General features: G+C 64.3%; 12 protein-coding genes. 7 read left to right on the top strand and 5 right to left on the bottom strand.

What is annotated here, in order from left to right; genetic code table 11:
- Positions 1 to 9 precede the first annotated feature (9 nt).
- Positions 10 to 315, top strand: a complete 306-nt coding sequence (locus QSK31_RS29980) for a YciI family protein (protein ID WP_285687853.1) — start codon at positions 10 to 12, stop codon at positions 313 to 315.
- Here the strand turns inward: QSK31_RS29980 and QSK31_RS29975 are convergent.
- The 4 genes from QSK31_RS29975 to QSK31_RS29960 form a co-directional block, all read right to left on the bottom strand.
- Positions 304 to 1164, bottom strand: coding sequence for an SAM-dependent methyltransferase (locus QSK31_RS29975; RefSeq protein WP_285687852.1), 861 nt, complete (start codon positions 1162 to 1164; stop codon positions 304 to 306). The two genes, QSK31_RS29980 and QSK31_RS29975, sit on opposite strands and share 12 nt — an antisense overlap.
- Positions 1165 to 1365: 201 nt before the next feature.
- On the bottom strand, positions 1366 to 2859 hold the full coding sequence (locus QSK31_RS29970) for a class I SAM-dependent DNA methyltransferase (RefSeq protein WP_285687851.1): 1494 nt from the start codon (positions 2857 to 2859) through the stop codon (positions 1366 to 1368).
- Positions 2852 to 4264, bottom strand: coding sequence for a restriction endonuclease subunit S (locus QSK31_RS29965; RefSeq protein ID WP_285687849.1), 1413 nt, complete (start codon positions 4262 to 4264; stop codon positions 2852 to 2854). The genes QSK31_RS29970 and QSK31_RS29965 overlap by 8 nt, the downstream gene beginning before the upstream one ends.
- Positions 4261 to 6870, bottom strand: coding sequence for a type I restriction endonuclease subunit R (locus QSK31_RS29960; protein ID WP_285687848.1), 2610 nt, complete (start codon positions 6868 to 6870; stop codon positions 4261 to 4263). Before QSK31_RS29960 ends, QSK31_RS29965 begins: the two co-directional genes overlap by 4 nt.
- 488 nt (positions 6871 to 7358) lie before the next feature.
- Between QSK31_RS29960 and QSK31_RS29955 the strand changes: the two genes are divergently transcribed.
- The 3 genes from QSK31_RS29955 to QSK31_RS29945 all read left to right on the top strand — a co-directional run bounded on the left by QSK31_RS29955 (position 7359) and on the right by QSK31_RS29945 (position 12270).
- Entirely contained in the window at positions 7359 to 8675 is a 1317-nt protein-coding gene (locus QSK31_RS29955; RefSeq protein WP_285687846.1) for a hypothetical protein, read from the top strand.
- A 41-nt stretch (positions 8676 to 8716) separates the two neighbouring features.
- Complete coding sequence (locus tag QSK31_RS29950; protein WP_285687845.1) at positions 8717 to 9274, top strand: zinc finger domain-containing protein; 558 nt, start codon at positions 8717 to 8719, stop codon at positions 9272 to 9274.
- A 908-nt stretch (positions 9275 to 10182) separates the two neighbouring features.
- Positions 10183 to 12270, top strand: a complete 2088-nt coding sequence (locus QSK31_RS29945) for an N-6 DNA methylase (protein WP_285687843.1) — start codon at positions 10183 to 10185, stop codon at positions 12268 to 12270.
- 42 nt (positions 12271 to 12312) lie between these two features.
- On the opposite strand, the gene QSK31_RS29940 is transcribed toward QSK31_RS29945, so the two are convergent.
- On the bottom strand, positions 12313 to 13782 hold the full coding sequence (locus tag QSK31_RS29940; protein ID WP_285687842.1) for a serine/threonine-protein kinase: 1470 nt from the start codon (positions 13780 to 13782) through the stop codon (positions 12313 to 12315).
- A gap of 246 nt (positions 13783 to 14028) precedes the next feature.
- On the opposite strand from QSK31_RS29940, the gene QSK31_RS29935 reads away from it, so the two are divergent.
- From QSK31_RS29935 to QSK31_RS29925, 3 genes are read left to right on the top strand one after another with little or no spacing between them, the layout of a single operon-like run.
- Entirely contained in the window at positions 14029 to 15753 is a 1725-nt protein-coding gene (locus QSK31_RS29935) for a PD-(D/E)XK nuclease family protein (RefSeq protein WP_285687841.1), read from the top strand.
- Entirely contained in the window at positions 15753 to 16955 is a 1203-nt protein-coding gene (locus QSK31_RS29930; protein ID WP_285687840.1) for a pPIWI_RE_Y domain-containing protein, read from the top strand. The genes QSK31_RS29935 and QSK31_RS29930 overlap by 1 nt, the downstream gene beginning before the upstream one ends.
- Positions 16948 to 18162 (top strand): pPIWI_RE_Z domain-containing protein, encoded by a 1215-nt coding sequence (locus QSK31_RS29925; protein WP_285687839.1) that lies wholly within the window; start codon positions 16948 to 16950, stop codon positions 18160 to 18162. The genes QSK31_RS29930 and QSK31_RS29925 overlap by 8 nt, the downstream gene beginning before the upstream one ends.
- Positions 18163 to 18169: the final 7 nt, after the last annotated feature.

Here is an 18169-nt window from a genome sequence, read left to right as displayed (position 1 = left end):
AGCCCGCACATGCAGTTCCTGCTCATCGCCCACGACGGTGACGACGACGACGCCCTGAACCGCCGGCTGCAAGCACGCGAGAAGCACATCGCCCTCGGTGACGAGATGGTCGCCAACGGCAGCATGCTCTACGGCGGAGCGCTGCTCGACGACCAGGAGAAGATGATCGGCTCGGTGCTCGTCCTCGACTTCCCGACCCGCCAGGAACTGGACGCATGGCTGAAAATCGAGCCGTACGTGCTGGGCGACGTCTGGCGGCGCATCGACGTGCAACCGTTCCGGGTCGGGCCGTCGTTCACCGGCCTACACCGCTGAGGCCGACCCGCCACTCAGCGTCGCCGTGATCAGGTACCGCCCCCTCGTCCCCGACACACCCGGCGCCAACTCCGCCGCCGCCCACCGCCCGAAATCGGCCTCCGGCGAACCGTACCCGGCGACCGTGGTCGCCCAACCGTGCCCGCCCAGCATGGCGGCCGGATCGTCGCACCCCGACTGCCACGGGTGACCACTGACGGCCATCTTCACCCGCCAGGCGCGCATCGCGTCGCTGTCAAGCGACGTCTGGGTCACATAGTCGGCTAGCAACCAGCTACCCGGCGCCGACAACGCGGTCATCTCCTTGATCAGAGTGTCGCGTTCATCGACGGTCAAGAAGTACAGCAACCCCTCGACCAGCCAGAACGTCGGCGCCGACGAAATGAAGCCGGCCGCCGCCAACGCCGTGGTCCAGCCCCCGGTGAGGTCGACACCCACCGGCTGCACCGAACAACCTGATTGGGCACCGACCTGTGCGAGCAGGCCGCTCTTGAGATCAAGCAGGGCTGGGCGGTCCAACTCGAACAACGACGACCCTTCAGACCACCCCAGGCGATAGGCCCGGGTGTCCATCCCCGCCGCGACGAACACGAACTGGCGAAGACCGCGAATGGTGTCGGCCCGTCGGATCGCATCGTCGAAGTAGCGGGTCCGAACCGCCAGCGCTGGGTCCTGCACCCCGCCCTGGACGTCGCCCTCGAACCCACTCATGATCAGTGGGCCTTCCTCGGTCGCCAGGAGCCCGGCAAGCGGCTCCTCGAAAAGCCGGTCGGCCCGCGCATGCTCCCGCGCCCGCATCGACGCCGTCCACAGCGCCGTCCGCGCCAACGGATCCAACACCCCACCCATCTACAAAATGTACCGGCACAAACAAGAACATCTTCGCGACCAGCAGGGAACAACCCCAGCGTGCGGGCTGCCTCCGCGACCAGCTTCCAAGTACGACGACCCGGGCTGGGTTCACGCCGCGCGTTGTTCCGCGTGTCGGTGAGGCCGTTGCTCACAGGCTCTGAGTTCTGCCCGCGAATGTGGTCTCGAGGCTTGCCGAAGTCAGATATCGGAACCTGAGTTGAGATCACTCGCGCCCAGCGCCGCGGCGACAGCCTCGAATTCCGCCAGGGCCGCCGTGAGGTCCTCCACGATTTCGCGGGCGATGATCTCGGGCGCGGGCAGGTTGTCCATGTCCTCCAGCGACTCGTCACGCAGCCAGGTGATGTCGAGGTTGACCTTGTCGCGGGCGATCAGTTCCTCGTACGGGAACGGCTTGAACCGGTCGGTTTCGACCCGCTCCGAACGGGGCTTTCCCGGCGCGAAGCAGGAGGCGAAGTCGTCGAGATGGTGACGGCGGAGCGGATTCTGCTTGAGAGTGAAGTGTTGGTTGGTCCGCAGATCGTAGATCCACAACTTTTCGGTCCACGGCTGCTCGGCGGCCGGCTTCTTGTCGAAGAACAGTACGTTGGCCTTGACACCCTGGGCGTAGAAGATGCCTGTCGGCAGGCGCAGCATCGTGTGCAGATCAAAGTCGCGCAGCAGCCGACGGCGCAGCGTCTCGCCGGCGCCGCCCTCGAATAGCACGTTGTCGGGTAGCACGACGGCGGCTCGGCCGTTGATGCCGAGGATCGTGGCGATGTGCTGCACGAAGTTGAGTTGCTTGTTCGCAGTGGTGACCACGAAGTCCGACCGCTCGATCTCCCGCTCCTCGCGAGCCTCCCGTCCGTCGGCGCCAACCATGGTCAGCGACGACTTACGCCCGAACGGAGGATTCGACAGCACCACTGAGTAGCGCCTGCCTGGGTCGGCGGTCAAGGCGTCCCTGACCTCGATCAGGCTCTCGCCGTTCGGCGTACCGATGCCATGCAGCAGCAGGTTCATCGCCGCCAGCCGGGCCGTACCGTCGACCAGTTCCACGCCGTGCACGAACGTATCCCGCAGGTGGAGGCGTTCGGTCGGGGTCAGCGTCTCGGCATCCCGGGCGGCGAACTCGTGCGCGGCGAGCAGGAAGCCGCCTGTACCGGCCGCCGGGTCGACCACCGTATCGTCGACGGTCGGCCGCACGCAGTCGACCATCGCCTGAATCACCGAACGTGGGGTGAAGTACTGCCCGGCACCGGACTTGATGTCCTCCGCGCCCCGCGACAGTAGTTCCTCGTAGGCGTCACCCTTGATGTCGGTGCCGGTCGCCGACCAGTTCTCCTTGTCGATCAGATCGACGATCAGCCTGCGCAGCTTCGACGGATCCTGGATCCGGTTCTGCGCCTTGCGGTAGATCGTGCCTAGCGTGCCGGGCTGGCGGGCCAGTTCCTCGAGGATATGCCGGTAAGCGGTTTCGAGGGCGTCGCCCTCGGCATCCAGCAGTCGCTGCCAGGAACAGCTTTCCGGAACGATCCGCTCCGGCCGGAGTGGACGAATCTCCCGCTCATGCGCCATCTTCAGAAACAATAGGTACGTGAGCTGCTCGGTGTACTCGATCGTCCCCACACCATCGTCGCGCAGCACGTGGCAGTACGACCACAGCTTGTCGACCAACCGCCGCGTATCAGACAACAGTCATCTCCTCAACCAAATCCATGTCGCTGCTTTTCCCGGTCAGCCTCCCCGAGAAGGCCGCAGCCAGGACAGCTTTGCGGAGCGACCGGGCTCGCAATGCCGCTTGGTCAGTTTGGATCTCCAGTCGCTTTACCTCGGCAAGTTGGTAATCTACGACACTCGCGATCTCTTCCTGAAGCTCCAGGCCAAGCACAGGAACTGGCATGGCTCGCAGAGTTGCGATATTTACGCCCTTCACAGCAACACCCCGAGCATGCTTGTTCAGGTAGGATTTTGATATGGATGTTTGCAGCCAGAGCATAATGAATTTTGGGCTGAATGACGGCCCTGGAGCCAGTCTGGCAACATCGCGACTAATATTTACCCCTGTCAGTGATTCCGGAACAAGGGCGACGCGCTCGTAAGAGCCGCGGACTGCGATCACTAGGTCACCTGACTCAAGTCGAGCACCCTTGAACTGGTCATCCAACTCGTGGCTTGTTAAATGGAGGGCCTTTCCTTCTAGCGAATTACCCACCAAGTCCTTAACCTCGATATAGCGGACCGAACCCCCGTTCTTTACCTTAGGCTTCAGGATTCCGTAACGAATCAGGCGGAAGGGATCGGTTGCGGCTTCCATGCTGACAACCTGCCATGGAAGCCGTTCTGGCAGCAGGTCGATATCGGGTGAGGCGGGCTGATTGTACGGCCTATCAGAAGATGATCGCCATATTGATTCGCGCTCTTGGAGTATGACGTCCGAATCGGCGTGCTGGCCGCTGCGATCGGCGACCCTTGGAGCTAACTTCCAAAAGGTGTCGTCAATAATGGACCGAATCAAGCATTCAGATCGTTTTCTCGTGGAAGCCAGGAGGGATGCTGCCTCGTCGAGGTGAGAAAGGTGACCTTCTACGATGTCGACAATCCGTCGCTGCTCGACCAGTGGGGGAAGATTGAGCGGCAAAGATTGGAGGGACTTTTGCGAAATATTGCGCATTCCTGACTTTACGCCGGAAGATGCATTGCTAAGATATTGCCGGGACTTTGGCGTATTCAAGGCATACCACAACCAGCGGCGATCCACGTTACTCGCCGGATGAAGCCGCAGACTCTTGTCGCTCAGCAGGAGCCGCGGGCGGCATTTACCAACGAGAACCGATGCGCCGACATAATTGTGGGTATTGGCGCGGCTTAGCAGGAGGTCGCCTGGCCGAATCTCTGCAGACGATGTGAATTCGATCCCTCGGGGAACTGCTTTATTCTCGACCTCACGGAAAACTCCGTAGGTCATTGCGCTGACCTTGATTATTCCCCACTCTTCATCCGTGGCTGGACGAGGCTCTGCCGCAAATGACTTTCCAGCCTCGATGCGATCCAGGACATCGCCCAACACTAAAGGCTTCCAATTGGAAGGCTGAATCACGCGGTCAACTCCGTGTTGAGTTGGTCGATCAGGTGTGCGGCACGGGGACCGAGATCGCGGACGGCACCGTCGATGCCGCCGCGGTCGATGAAAGGAGCGTTGTCCAGGTCGTCTGGGCTAATGCCTGCCGACACGGCGATTACTTCCACCATGCGGTCCAGCCACCACCTCTCCGTCTCGGTGAACCTCGCCCCGGCCTGTTCCTGTTGGCGGAGCCAGCCAGCGTAACGTTCCCGCACCTTATCGCCGTAGGGAACGAGTTCGTCATCCTGCCCCACCGTGTAGCGGATCAACGACACCAGGTCGGTCAGGGTGTGCCGGTCGCTGTGCCGGACCAGGTCTTGCTCGAGGGCTTCGTAGGCGGCCCAGACTAGGGCAACGCTCCAATTGCGGGGCGGGCGTTGGATGCGCTCGGCGAGTTCCTTGATGTCGGCGAAGGCGACCCGCCGGTCGCGAGCTTCGGTGAGTAACTGGATCGCGGTGATCTCGTCCCGGTTCTCGTCCAGGTAGTCGCGCCAGGACTCGACGATCGAGCGTGCCCGGGAGGTGTCGACCACGCCGTAGGCGTCTTCGAGGACATCCACGCTGACCTCGTCGATGACACGGTCGTGGGCGCGTCGCAGTTCCAGGATGCGCTGGCGGAGCTGCGGGTTGGCGGCGATCGGCTCCACCGCCCGGTCCAGGAGATCCTGTACAACCGCTTCCGGGTCGGCGACATCCTGGATGGCGCGGGCCTGGGTGTCCGGGTCGACCGCGTCGACCATGGTGCGCACGATGTTCTTCAGCGAGCCGCCGGCGACCTGGTCGAGCTCCGTGCGCTCGTCCGGGGTTAGTTGCAGTTCCAGGGCGGCAAGTCGGGAGGCAAGGGTGGCGGTCTCGGCCTCCGTGAGGGTCAGTGCCGCGGCCTTGTCGAGCAGCTGCTTAAGAGAGGCGCTCCTCTCGCGGTTCAGGGGTGGATCGACGAACTGGTGCTCGGTAACACCGACTGCATCGACGATGACGAACCGGGTCTTCTCGGTCGCGTCGGGGGTGACCGCCTGGAAATCGGTGGCGGCGATGGTGCGGGCGCCGCGTCCTTTCATCTGTTCGAAGTACGACGCCGACCGCACGTCACGCATAAAGAACACGCATTCGAGGGGCTTGACGTCAGTCCCGGTGGCGATCATGTCGACCGTGACCGCGATCCGCAGCGCGGCCGACGTACGGAAGGCTTGAAGCTGGCCTTTCGGGTCGCGGGCGTTGTAGGTGATCTTCGCGGCGAAGTCGTTGCCCCTGCCGAAGACCTCACGGACGGTGGTGACGACCTCCTCGGCGTGGGCGTCGTCCTTGCAGAAGATCAGCGTCTTGGGCACCGTGGACCGGCCGGGGAAGATCTCGGTGAACACCTTCTCGCGGAAGGTCTCCAACACCAGCCGGATCTGCGAGGTGGAGGTGACCGCCCGGTCGAGCTGCTTGGCGGTGTATTCCAGGTCCTCGTCCAAGGTCTCCAGGCGTTGCACCCGGGTGCGGCGGTCGACCTTGGGCACCACCGTGCCGGCCTCGATGGTCGAGCCCAGGCCACTGATTTGGGTCTTGATCCGGTACAGGTCGAAGTCGACGTTGACGTTGTCGGCCACCGACTGCGGGTAGGTGTACTCCGACACCAGGTTCTGCCGGAAGAACCCGAAAGTCTGCTTTCCCGGCGTGGCGGTCAGCCCGACGATGTGCGCGTCGAAATACTCCAGCACCCCTCGCCACACCCCGTAGATCGACCGATGCGCCTCGTCGACGATCACCAAGTCGAAGGTCTCCGGCGGCATCCCCGAGTTGTAAGTGACGCTGACCGGGGCATCAGGCACGTAATCGTCCAAGCCTGGATCGTCGCCCTCGGGGGCGGCGTCGCCAGACAACACCTTGTAGACCCGCTGGATCGTCGAGATCACGACGCTGGAACTGCCCAGCATCCCGGCGCTGGTCAGCTTGTCGACGTTGTACAGCTCGGTGAAGCGGCGCCCGTCGCCGGGTGTGCGATAGTTCTGGAACTCCGCGATCGTCTGATCAGCCAGGTTGTTACGGTCGACCAGGAACAACACTCGGTTGAACCCGCCATACTTGAGCAGCCGGAACGACTCGGTGACCGCGGTGTGGGTCTTGCCCGCCCCCGTTGCCATTTGGATCAGTGACCGGTCGAACCGCTGCTCAGCCAGCGACCGTTCCACCCCTTGGACCGCGGTGATCTGCGCCGGCCGCAGCAAAGTGGTGTCGAGCCGGGGCAGATGCCGCACCTTCGCGCGCCACGTCGGCCGCTCGGTGTCGGCTGCGGCGTCGCGGATGGTCCGGGCCAGCGTGGCGGCTTGCGGGAACGCGAAGATCCGACGAGCCCTTGGCTGCGGGTCGTACCCGTTGGTGAAATGGGTTTCCGAGCCGCTGGCCTCGAACACGAATGGCAGCCGCCCATCCCGGGTCAATGCCTTCAGCCGTACGGCGGGCGGCAGTCCGTCGGCATACATGGCCGACTGCCACTCGACCCCCGACAACGGAGTTCCCTCCGGCTTGGCCTCGATGACCCCGACTACCCGCCGGTCGACGTACAGGAGGTAGTCGACGCGGCCGTGCCCCTTCGCCATGATCGACTCGCGAACCGCGATACCGGATGCCGCGAACAAATTCAGCTCGGCCCGGTCCTGAACCTCCCAACCAGCATCCCGCAGTTGCTTGTCGATTCGTACCCGAGCCCGCTGCTCCGCTTGCAGCCGAATCTCATCCCCAGTTCCCGCCACGGAAACTAAGGTAGTGCAGTTGATCCACCGACGGTATCCGCAGAGTGACTCTGACGAGATCAACAACCGATCGACGCCCGAACGGCGCTCGTTCGCCGCCGTCGGCGACGCGGATGTCGTAGATGAACTTCGTGGGCTTCGACAAGGTTGAAGCCTCGACCGTCGTCCGCGTGGCGAGCACTCCGTTCGAGTGCGGCTGCCCAGGACGACGAGCCACTGCACCACAAGACCGAGTGCGTCTCAAGGCTGCGCAGGGCGCAGATGCATTACTCTCGATCGGTCTACATCGTCGCTGGTTCTTGTAGGCCGGTTGGGCGGGGGAACGGAGTTGCCGAATGACGGCGATCTTCATCGATCATCAGCCGAGAGACCGCATCGCCTTCAACGACAAGCTCGTACGCGACAGCTACACCGACAGCGCCCCAATCGGCAATGACCTGCCGAAGTACGCCGTGGCGGTCATCTGCGCGCGGTCCTCATCGGAGGCCACGTCCGTTGAAGCGATCGCGATCGGATCGTTTCGCCGCAGCGTACGGGTAACCAGCTTCGCCCGACGGTACGAGGTCTCCGGCATCTCCTTGCTCAGGCGTCCCGTTCAGCTCGAAGCTGTGCTGGATCGGGTGTCGCCACAGATCAAGCCGCACGTGGCCTCGGCGCGCACCGCGAAAAGCGCTCTGCCCGAGGGAAGCTCCACCGCCGTCGTCCGGGTATTGAGCGATCTGACCAGCGACGCAGCCGACCTGATCGAACAAGCGAGCGGCTACCCTACGGGGACCAGGCAGATCACCGAGGCGCGGCGAACCTTGCTCGCCGAGGAGAAGGACACCCTCGGGCTTATCGCCGAGATATCCGGTCTCGGTCGTCGCCTTGGTCAGCCAGGCCGCGCGCTGATGACTCCGCCGGACGAGCTGGACACGCGACGCACCCTGATGGAGACGGTGCGGCTCGGCTACAACGATGAGGACACGCTCATCGAGCGCGACATGGAACGCTTCGACGGCATTCTGGGGCAGCGCGCACGCAGGAACGCCCGGGGCATGCTGATCCCCCTTCACGGCGGCGGCCGGCTCACCGTCCTGAACACGAACAAGCGCGACCTGGAAACCACGAGAGGCAGCGACCTCATCTACTACCACGCCGACCGACACTGCGGGATCCTCGTGCAGTACAAGCGCATGAAGCAGGACCCTGACGGCGGATGGACCTACCGCGGCGATCCCCAACTGGCGGCGCAACTTCGCAGCATGCGCGCGCTCGAAGTAGGGAAACAACCCGGCACCGTCGGGCAATACCGGCTCAGCACCCAGCCGCACTACCTCAAGATCGTCCGGCCCAGTGACTACGACGGCCAGTCAACGGAACTGATGAAGGGCCTCTATCTTCCGCTGGACCTCGTCGGCCTCATGCACGAATCCACGGCCGATATGACCATGGGTGGCGACAATCTGCGCATCACGTGGGACGACGAGCGGTGGCCAACTCAACGGCATTTGAACAACACCGACTTCACGCAGCTCTTTCGGGACGGCTGGATCGGCTCGTGCGGCACCACAAGCGATGAGATCCGAAGCTGGCTGGAGCCACTGTTCGACGCAGACGAACTGATCACGGTCGCCATCGCCGAAGGGACATCGGTAAGAGCCAGAACGTAACGGCACGCTGCGCCGACGGCGCAGCAGCCTACCCTGGTCCGGTGACCTACGCAGCGCGGTCCGGCGCCTACCCAACCGATCAAGGGCCGAGGAGTCGCGTCCGGGATGAGGAGTACCTCAAGCGGATCGCCGAAGCGATAGAACGCATCGCCGAAGCGGTCGCCGGCCCCGTGATTCCCATCGAGGCTGACCCTCTACCAAGCTATCCCGTCCTTGCCGAGGACGGCACCGAGCCGCCGCGAACCGGCGCATCCGAGCCGCATATCGGCTGCTGGGCCGGGTCGCTCTACGTCGCTGTGTGCACCTACTGCCCGGCGACGCCAGGTCAAGCCGTCGACCCAGGCGCCTCGTCCACCTGGCTGGAGCACGCCGAATCGTCCCACGACCTGGACGAACAACGCGCCGCCCTGACCCGCCACCTGGCCCACCATCACCAGCTTGCCGACCCCACCGCAGCATTGCCGATCTGGACGTGGTCAGATCAGCCCTGCCCTCGCTGCCACGCACCAGTCGGGCAGAAATGCCGCACCGTCGTGGGACGGCTGAGCACCGCCGTTCACACCGCACGCTGGCAAGATCATTCGGATCGATACTGGTAACCCAGCCTGGCGTTGTCGCCGCGTCGAGAAGCAAACGCGGCTGGTCGTTATGCCGTTGTCGCCCGCAGCGCGGACTTCTGGCCATAAAACGGCCTCGCTGATCAGGCGCCGCGGGTCCTGGTTAGTTGGCGATCCGATGAGTCCGCCGGTGACGACGGCGGTCAGCGACAAAGCTGCCGCGATCGGTCGGAGCCGGCGGATCGTGGCGGGCCGCCGCGCGGCGCCCAGGGCGACCAAGGCTGTCGACCAGCCGTGCGAATCGAGCGAGGGGTCGATCTCGGCGGCGGCCAGCCCGGCCGCCCGGACACGGGCGCCCTCAGCGTGCCCGGCGACGCGCTGAATTCCCCCAAGGACCGTGGACGCGAGCCCGGTCCGGATCGGCGACTACTCTCGAGTAGCCGAACCCGCATACGACGGCGGCGCCCCGTGAACACGGCCGGCAGCTCCGGCAGATGTGACTCAGACGCCTCAACCGTCGAGATGGTCACCTCGACGACACTGGCGGAACGTGCCGACCAGTTTAGCCAGCCGTGGGCGTCGCCGGGTGTCCGCGCTCGGGTCTGGCGTGACTACGCAGGGCCAGCCAATCGCCTGACGGTCGCCCCGTTGCCCCGCAGGCCAAACGGCTACTCCGCGAGAAACGGCGGGACGTTCGCCCCGCCAAATCGCCGGTGCTAGCTCGTCGTGCGGGCTACCTGACACTGGCGTCGTGATCGAACGTGTGTTCGACTGGTGGAATGGCGGCGAGGGGCGTGCTGGCCAGGCGTGGTGATCGTCTCCGCCGTTCCGTGTTCGTGTAAACTTAGTCAACATCGGATCCTAGTTGGATCTGTACTTGGTGGCCGCGGTGGATCACCTGCGGCGCTCTGGGAGTCCAGCCCGCTGGTCTCGTTCTCGGGGAGGACTCAATGCCGCGATCCGCCGATAGTTCAATTACCCTGGCGGAGATCGCGAGGATAGCGGGCGTTGGTCGTGCCGCCGTGAGCAATTGGCGGCGCCGACACGGTACTTTTCCGACTCCAGTCGGCGGCTCGGACGCGAGCCCGCAGTTCTCGCTTGCCGACGTTGAGGCATGGCTTCGGCAACACGGCAAACTGCAAGATGTCGGGCGTCTGGAACGGCTATGGCCTCAGATTGAGGCAATGGGTGATCGGGCTCTGAGCGGGTATGTGATCGCTGCGGTCGGTGGGCGTGTCCAGGAAAAGCAGATTCGGGCACTCGGTGCTGCATGTGACCTGACCGGTGACGCAGGAACACTCGTTAATCGTGCGGCGGATGTCGCGGCCCACGAAGGTGGACAGAAAACGTTCGATTTTCTGTTTACGCGCTGGATGGACACATATGTGCGCCAAGTCAGCGTAACCCCACCACAACTTGCCAGTCTCATGATAGACATCGGGCAGGCGGCGCTGGATCGGGGAATTGAAGGGCAGGACGCGATAATATTCGACCCGGCATGCGGAACCGGAAGCCTGCTTCTCGCTGCAGCTCAGAGCATGACCAGGAATGACCGATCCGCGTCCGGCCCGACACTGCTCGGCGTCGAACGCGATCCTGTTCCCGCTTCGCTGGCGGCCGTCCGTCTTGGATTTATAAATGGCACCGTCAGCGACGCCAATGAAGTCGGAATGGCGGTCGATATCCGTATCGGTGACTCGCTCCGGAAGGACCCGCATAGTGACGTACGCGCCGACCTAGTCGTATGCAATCCGCCCTTCAATGAGCGTGACTGGGGGCACGAAGAGCTGGCGACGGATCCACGCTGGACATACGGCCTTCCGCCGCGGACGGAATCGGAACTCGCCTGGGTCGAGCACGTGCTTGCGCGGCTGCGGCCGGGCGGGGTGGCCGTGCTTTTGCTACCACCAGCCGTGGCGTCCCGCCGAGCAGGCCGCCGAATCCGAGGCGCGCTGCTCCGGTCCGGAGCGCTGCGAGGAATCATCGCGCTCCCAGCGGGCAGCGCCCAACCACACAGCATCTCCTTGCATTTGTGGATTTTGCAGTCTCCCGGCATTGACGATGGTCCTCGCCGACTGCTTCTCCTGGATAGTGGAGCTGCCTCGGTGCCCGGAAGAGGAGCGGCAGGGATCGACTGGCCCCGCCTCCACAGGCACGTCCTTGGTGCGATTAACGCCTATCCATGGGGCGCCCCGCCAGGGCATGACGGCCGTAGCGACGAGATGCCGGATCTACCAGAGGGGTCTGCCGCGATACCCGTGGTAAAGCTTCTCGACGACCACGTAGACCTCACGCCGGCTCGTCACGTGACTAACGCGAGTCATGTGCCAGCTGAACTGCACGAATCGTGGAGTCGGTTCGGTGGGCTGGTCAAGGAGCTGGGCGAGCTTTCGCGAACGCTGTCCGCGCTTGATTTGTCCGCTGATGATCGCGACGTTGCGAGAATTACCGTCGGCGACCTGGGCCGTGCCGAAGCTTTGACACTGCGGTCAGGCCAGGCGTTGCCAGCCTACCTGCGCGATGGAGACCACGTGCCGGCCGACGCGGTATCGGTCCTCAGAGTGCCTGATCTAATGATCAGCGGCCGTGCGCGAGCGTGGCTTAGTGCCGCGGATGTCGTCGCCTACCAGGCCGACGGCGGCACGCTCACGATGGTCGAACCCGGCATGGTGATCGTCGTCGGCGTCGAACGCGCATTTCGCGCATGGGTGCATGCGGGGGAGCCACTGGTGCTGGGCCCGCAGATCTATGCGTTGCGTGCCGACCCTGCGCTCCTGGACCCTTGGTTCCTGGCGGGCTGCTTGCGGGCGCCGGACAACCTCCGACTGGCGAGCACCCACACTTCCACCTCGGCCAAGATCGACGTACGCAAGCTCCAAGTGCTCCAGATGCCTCTGGCACGGCAACGACATTACGGTCGTGCTTTCCGGGCGGTAGTACAACTTGAGACGTCGCTAGCGGCGATTCGCAACGTCGGCGAGGGCCTGCTTCACACACTGGGTGATCGACTCGCGGCAGGAGGACTTTCCTCGAGCTGACGCCGCGTTCGTTAGGTATCCGGCCGTTTGGCGAGTGGCAGCTCAGACAGGCGTCGAAGGCCGCTCGCTGGCCTCCCAGTCATCCAGACGATCAAGCATCGCCCTGGCCTCGTGGCACTTGAGTTCTTCCAGTTCGAGCCCGACCTCCCGGCACCGCACCGCCAGCGGCCGTGCGCGATGCGGCACTAGTTGCGCAAGCACGTCGATCGTCTCGGCCAATGCGTGCACTGCCGGCGCGAGATCTCCGAAGGGGATCCGGCATTCAGCAAGCCCCAGTCGTGCCTCCAGCATGTCGGCACCATGCGATTGACCATCGCTAGCGGCGCCCATGTCGTAGATTTCCTGGTAGAGAATCGCCGCTTCTTGGCAGTCTCCAGCAATACGGTAGCCGTCCGCGGCAGCCATGCGGAGGGATAGCGCTAGTGAGTCGGTTGGACCCCATTGCCGCCGAGCCGCGTCGAGCATGCTGATCGTCCGAGGCAGGTCGGGTTCGACGTCACCGGCTCGAAGCTGGGTCCGAAATTCTGTGAGGAAGGCTTCGACCTCACGTCGACGCAACCATGGTTCGCGTCTGCGGTTTGACCCTGCAGCAGCGCGGCTCGGTGCAGTCGGCACAGCAGTCTGTTGGTGACCTCTCGGGATGCGGAAGACGGCCGTAGGATCCGGCTCGAAGCGTGGGGACGGCTCCGGCTGGCCAGGCTTCGGAAGGTACCGGCCAATGACCGCATGTACTTCAGACGCGGTAGCTGGGCGATCTTCCGGATTTTTGGCCAGCAGCCGCTGGGTGAGCTCGTCGAGTTCAGGCGGGACGTTAGGCGAGAAGGCAGATGGGGGCGGGGGTGTGTCCGAGATGTGTTGGGCTGGCAGCCCGTCGCCGACGAAGGGGGGCCGACCCGCGAGCATGCGATACAGAACGCAGCCAAGTGCGTAGAGGTCGGTCGCCGGCGTCACCTGGCGTTCGAGGATCTGTTCTGGCGCTTGGTAGCCACGGCTGCCCACCGTGGAACCCTGGCGGGTGTAGCCAGTGGCGTCAGGATTCAGCGGCTTCGCGATTCCGAAATCGATGAGGACAACGGTCCCGTCCCGAGCGATGAGCACGTTGTGGGGCTTTAGATCACGGTGGACGACCGGCAAGGCATGGGCGCAGGCGAGCGCATCGGTGATCTGCACGGCGATGGAGGCGGTCACGCCGACCGTTGTGGTGTGCCGTTCCAGAAAGTCGTGTAGGGAGACGCCCTCGACCAGGCGCATCACGATGTACGGGTCGGCGCCGTGTGTCCCACGATCAAACAACTGCGGGATCCCAGGGTGCTGAAGACGCTCCATGAGTGCGCCTTCCCTGCGGAAGCGCTGCCGCAGGATCCTAAGTTCCTGATGACGCTCACTGTCGTCCGTGTCGGAGGTTGCGAACTGGTCTGAGCGCAGGAACTTTATCGCGACCTGGCGATCCGATTGTTGGTCGTGAGATTGCCAGACCTCGGCCATGCCACCCTTGCCGAGCATCTTCGTCAACCGATACCGGTTGGCTAGTAAGTCGCCTGCCCTCATGTCCGTCCTTTGCGGCTGGTACGGGCCAACCCGGTCGGTCGTCAGGGGCAGCATACCGCAGGCGACGACGTGAACTCACGCTGTGGGTGATGGTGCGTTGACTCAGTTTACAACTCAGGGTTGGTGTGCTTGAGTAGTCACGTGAAGACGGTACGGTTACCTCGCCCGGCTGTCCTAGACGCACTCCTTGCGAGCCCCCGACGGAACGTGATGTCCACCTGGTCTAGACCCAACGGCACCGCAGGCGATATCAGCCTGATTCGTATCAATCTCGCTGCGGCACGTGACAACCCCGAAGACTGCCCTCTGGCGCGCAGCACCAACGCACGACCACTGCTGGACGAAGATCCATACCCGCCGTATGTCGCAGCGCCGCTGCAGGGCTTTACCTTGAAGCCGCTCATGGATGCCCTCGACCGGATCGAACACGACGGCAGGGCGACATCGAAGGTAATCGAACAGCTCCACAGCACACGGGGCACCTTCGGCCTATGGAACCGCCCTCCCGCGCACCCCGGCCTGCTGGAATGGACGGCCGCCGCCATATCCCAGTACCTCGCTGCCAGGGCAGCCGACCAATATCGGCGTCAAGTCGCAGGTCTGCTACCCACACATCCAGTCAGGTACGCGTGGGTTGCGCGACGGACGCTGAGCAAGCCGGACTTTCGCGGCGTTCTCGCCTACGAAACAACTGCGTGGGGCCGGGGCTACGTCGCCCCCGATGGAAGTGCCCGGGATCTGTGGCTACTGTCTTTCGGCGCGGCGAAGCCTGACCGCCCCGCGTCGGAGAAAGCGACGGCCGCATACGTGGCCGCGTATGGCGAGCCCTGCATAGGTGGCGGACGCCACCCCTACCAGGTCGCAACCTTCAGAACCGAGGAACGCGACCAGGTGGTTCCGTCGCGGGTGCGTGTCATCGACGTGGGCTGTGGCGACGGCACCACAACGACGCTCGTGGATTGGGATCGTCATGAGGTCGATCAACACTTCGCCGCGGACGCCAAGGTCGTACTCTCGCGGGCGGTCGGGGATCGCAACGCCCGACCGGGCTCAAGTTGCGTCCGGTGCAAGGCGCTTTCAGGCTGCGATGCGCTACCGCGCACGCCGAACCTACTGTCCGTCGCATCAAGCACGCAGCCCCGAGCGCGGCGAAGCGTCTCGGTCTCCGATCTTCGTACCTACGACGCATGCCCTGCCCAGTACCACCTTGCCCGGCAACTCAAGCTGAAAGCACCTCGACTGGAGAACGGCGCAATCCGCCGTGGCCGCGCCGTGGACGCATGGCTCAATGACCGACACCGCGACCGCCCAGCCGGCGGATGCCGAACGGCGTTGCAGACTATCGACCGGTCTGCGTGGATGACCGGAACCTTCTCATTGTCTGACGACGAAGCTGACCAGGGCGCGAAGATGTTGGCGCACCACGAGGCGGTATGCCCGCTCGCCGGGCTAGGTGATCATGAACAGGTTCTTGTCCAGCATCGGGTCAGCTTCTTTGAGCCGGTCGCGAACCTGGTGTGGATCGCGACCCCGGATCTGCTACATACCCGGGCTGGTGGCTGGACCTGGCGCGAGACCAAGACTTCCACCGGGCGGCTGTACGAAGGCCAACCGTTGCTTCGGCAGTATCCACAGCTCGCTCTTGCCGTGTTGATACTCCACGCCGGCGTGCTGGGCGGAGACGTGACGCGGTCACGGGTTGAACTGGAACTGCTGAACGCCGACGACGTGACCCTGGAGGAGTTGGACCCTTCTCAGCCACGCGTCGTCCGGGAGGCGCATGACGTCCTTGAAGATCTACTGCGCCCATGGTTGCAGGACGGTTCGTTCGAACCCACCCCGGGAAGGCCCTGTGCGGACTGTGAAGTCCTTGCATGGTGCAGCCCAGGCCAAGCGCACCTGACCGCTACCGCTGCCAAGCCAGAGGATCGCTGATGCCTCCAACCGCCACTGCGACCCGGTTCTCCGACTGGGCCGTTTATTCCGATGTTCTGCTGCTGCATACCATCGCCAGCGCAGTGATCCGGCTGGCCGACATTAGGGGATTGGACGCCTTCACGTTGCCGTATCCGGCCGAGGCTCAACGGGCCGTGGACCGGCTGGTCCTGTCCTGCCTCTTGCGCCGCATTGACGAAATGCCTCGCAGCGTGCCGGACCTGCTCGCCTGGTGCCATACACGGCCGTTGGAGGACTGGCCGCTGGACCTGCCGCCCGACGCCTTCGGACCCGACGACCTACTCGTCGATCCCGTGGCGCTCGTACCCACACAGCTGTGCCACGAGTGGTGGATTCATTCCCGTGACAGCGCCGCCGCACAGTTCGACCGAGACGTCGTCCGTTCGGCGATGCGTCTCTGCCAGCAAGCTTCCTCACCGGAGTCCTACACCGCCTTCCGCCGCCTGCTAGTCGACAAACCGGTGCTGAGCAGCGCGGAGAAGTTCGAGATCAGCACCGACCTTTACCTCGACCCGGTGACTGAGCTGCTCGAACGGTGCTACGAACCCGCTCCAGTCAGCCATCGACGCGACGGCATTTACACCACATGCGGACGCTGCCTGACCCTGCTCCTTCCCCTTCCCGGCGGGGACTGGTGGTGCGAGCGCGACGCATGCCGTCGACGGGGACCTGCGCCAACGGGTCGGGCGCTCACGGAGGAGACCGATGCGGACGTCGTCTATCAGCTCGTGAGGCCCTTACGTCAGTTCGTGACCGGCCCTGGTCGGGCCGAGGTCGATCTAGAAGGGCGGCTGACCGCATTGCGGGCGGGCGCAAAGCGGCTCGACGTTGCCATGTGGCCTGGATTCGATGCATACGACGTGCGAATCACGTTCCCTGATGGACTCGTTTGGGCTGTCGACGTCAAAGACTGGAAACACCCCGGGCTCCTCGCCAAGGCGGCGAAGGCTGTACCCGCGCAGCCGCCGTACGACGAGTCGTGCTGGGTCGTCCCGCAAGAGCAGGTGGACGCCCACGGCGACTACCTCGCCACGTACTACCGCAACCTTGCCCCCGCAGCGCAGGATCTGCCGCTTCTGACAGACCGGCACCTCGTGGACCTCGCCCGGACACGGCTGCGCGGCAACACCGACGTCCACCTGGTCGCGGCCCACGGCGGGAAGGGAGGCCCTCATGCGTAATAGCAGTGACTGGTACCAGCCCTTGGCCAAGAACCTTGCGAAGGCATGGCCCATCGAATACGCCGACGTGAAACCGGCCCTACTTTGCCAGGTAGAGCTGGGCCTGCGGCTACTCGAACGCCTGGACCCGTCAGCCAGCGCCAGCGGTGTTTACACGCTGCTCGGTGGCTATCCCTTCGCCGCCGCCGCGGGAATCGCCGCGACCGCCGACGAGCAGGTGATGCTCAACGCAGCGCGTCACCTGCTGTGGAAATTGCGGCGCCGCCGGACCTGGCTCCAAAGCCTGGAAACGTACAACCTGCTACCTGAGCGGCTGCGTGGCTACCGAATCGCTGCTGAAGATGGACCCGCTCGCAGAGTGGAACCCACGATCGCGGGTGACCGGTATGCGCTTTTTGACCAGGCACTGTCGGCACTGCCGGACTTTGATCGGCGGGCGCTGCCCCTGGCTGGGGCGGGACCGAGCCGCTTCGTCGAGCGACGCCGGCCGGCCGCGGTCACGATTCCCCAAGAGCTCTGCTTGGAGCCGGCACTCGGCCACGACCTCACGGCGGTACCCAGTACCGCCGGGATCCCACTGGACGTACCACTGGAAGAACTCGCTGACACCGCGCAATGGATGGATCAGGTCGAGCGGGATCTCGACCTCCGGCCGGGTTCCTGGGCTAAGCGGTTGGGCGACCTGCGATTGGACACGCTGTCGCCCGACGGCCGGTCATTCCAGGCCGCAACTGTCCTTCGCCTGGATCGGCTGCTACACATGGTCGGCATGGTCGGTGCTGGCAAGAGCACCATCATGACCCTGATTGCCGTATGGGGCGCGCGCAGAGGGCTGCGCAGCACATTGATCGTTGGCGATGTTGCCGAGCAGCTCGCCCTGACCAGCCTCTTCCGCTACCTCGGCTTGACCGCGGTGCCGATCCTGGGTGGAACAACTCGCGAACGGCACGCGGCACGCCTGCACCGGCGGCTGGCCGCCCGGGGCCATGATTCCCTGCTCGCTCACAATGATTCGGGCTTCGACGACCTCAGCACCGTCTGCGTCGTCGACGCGTTGCGTGGGATGGAGGCCACCGAACCGCTTCGCTATGAGTTCCCCCCGTTTCGACGGAGCGGTGGTTACCTGCTTCCGGTCGGGGCAGGGGTGAGGTTATCTGGCTCGGTCTGGGTGTGCCAGGCGGTCTCGTATTCGTCCGGGCTCAGGTAGCCGAGTT

Origin of the sequence: Actinoplanes sp. NBRC 103695 (assembly GCF_030269485.1) — a bacterium.
In the GTDB taxonomy this organism is placed as follows: Bacteria; Actinomycetota; Actinomycetes; order Mycobacteriales; family Micromonosporaceae; genus Actinoplanes.
Note: the sequence above shows the minus strand (reverse complement) of the source record. Positions and strands in the feature narration are given on the sequence as shown.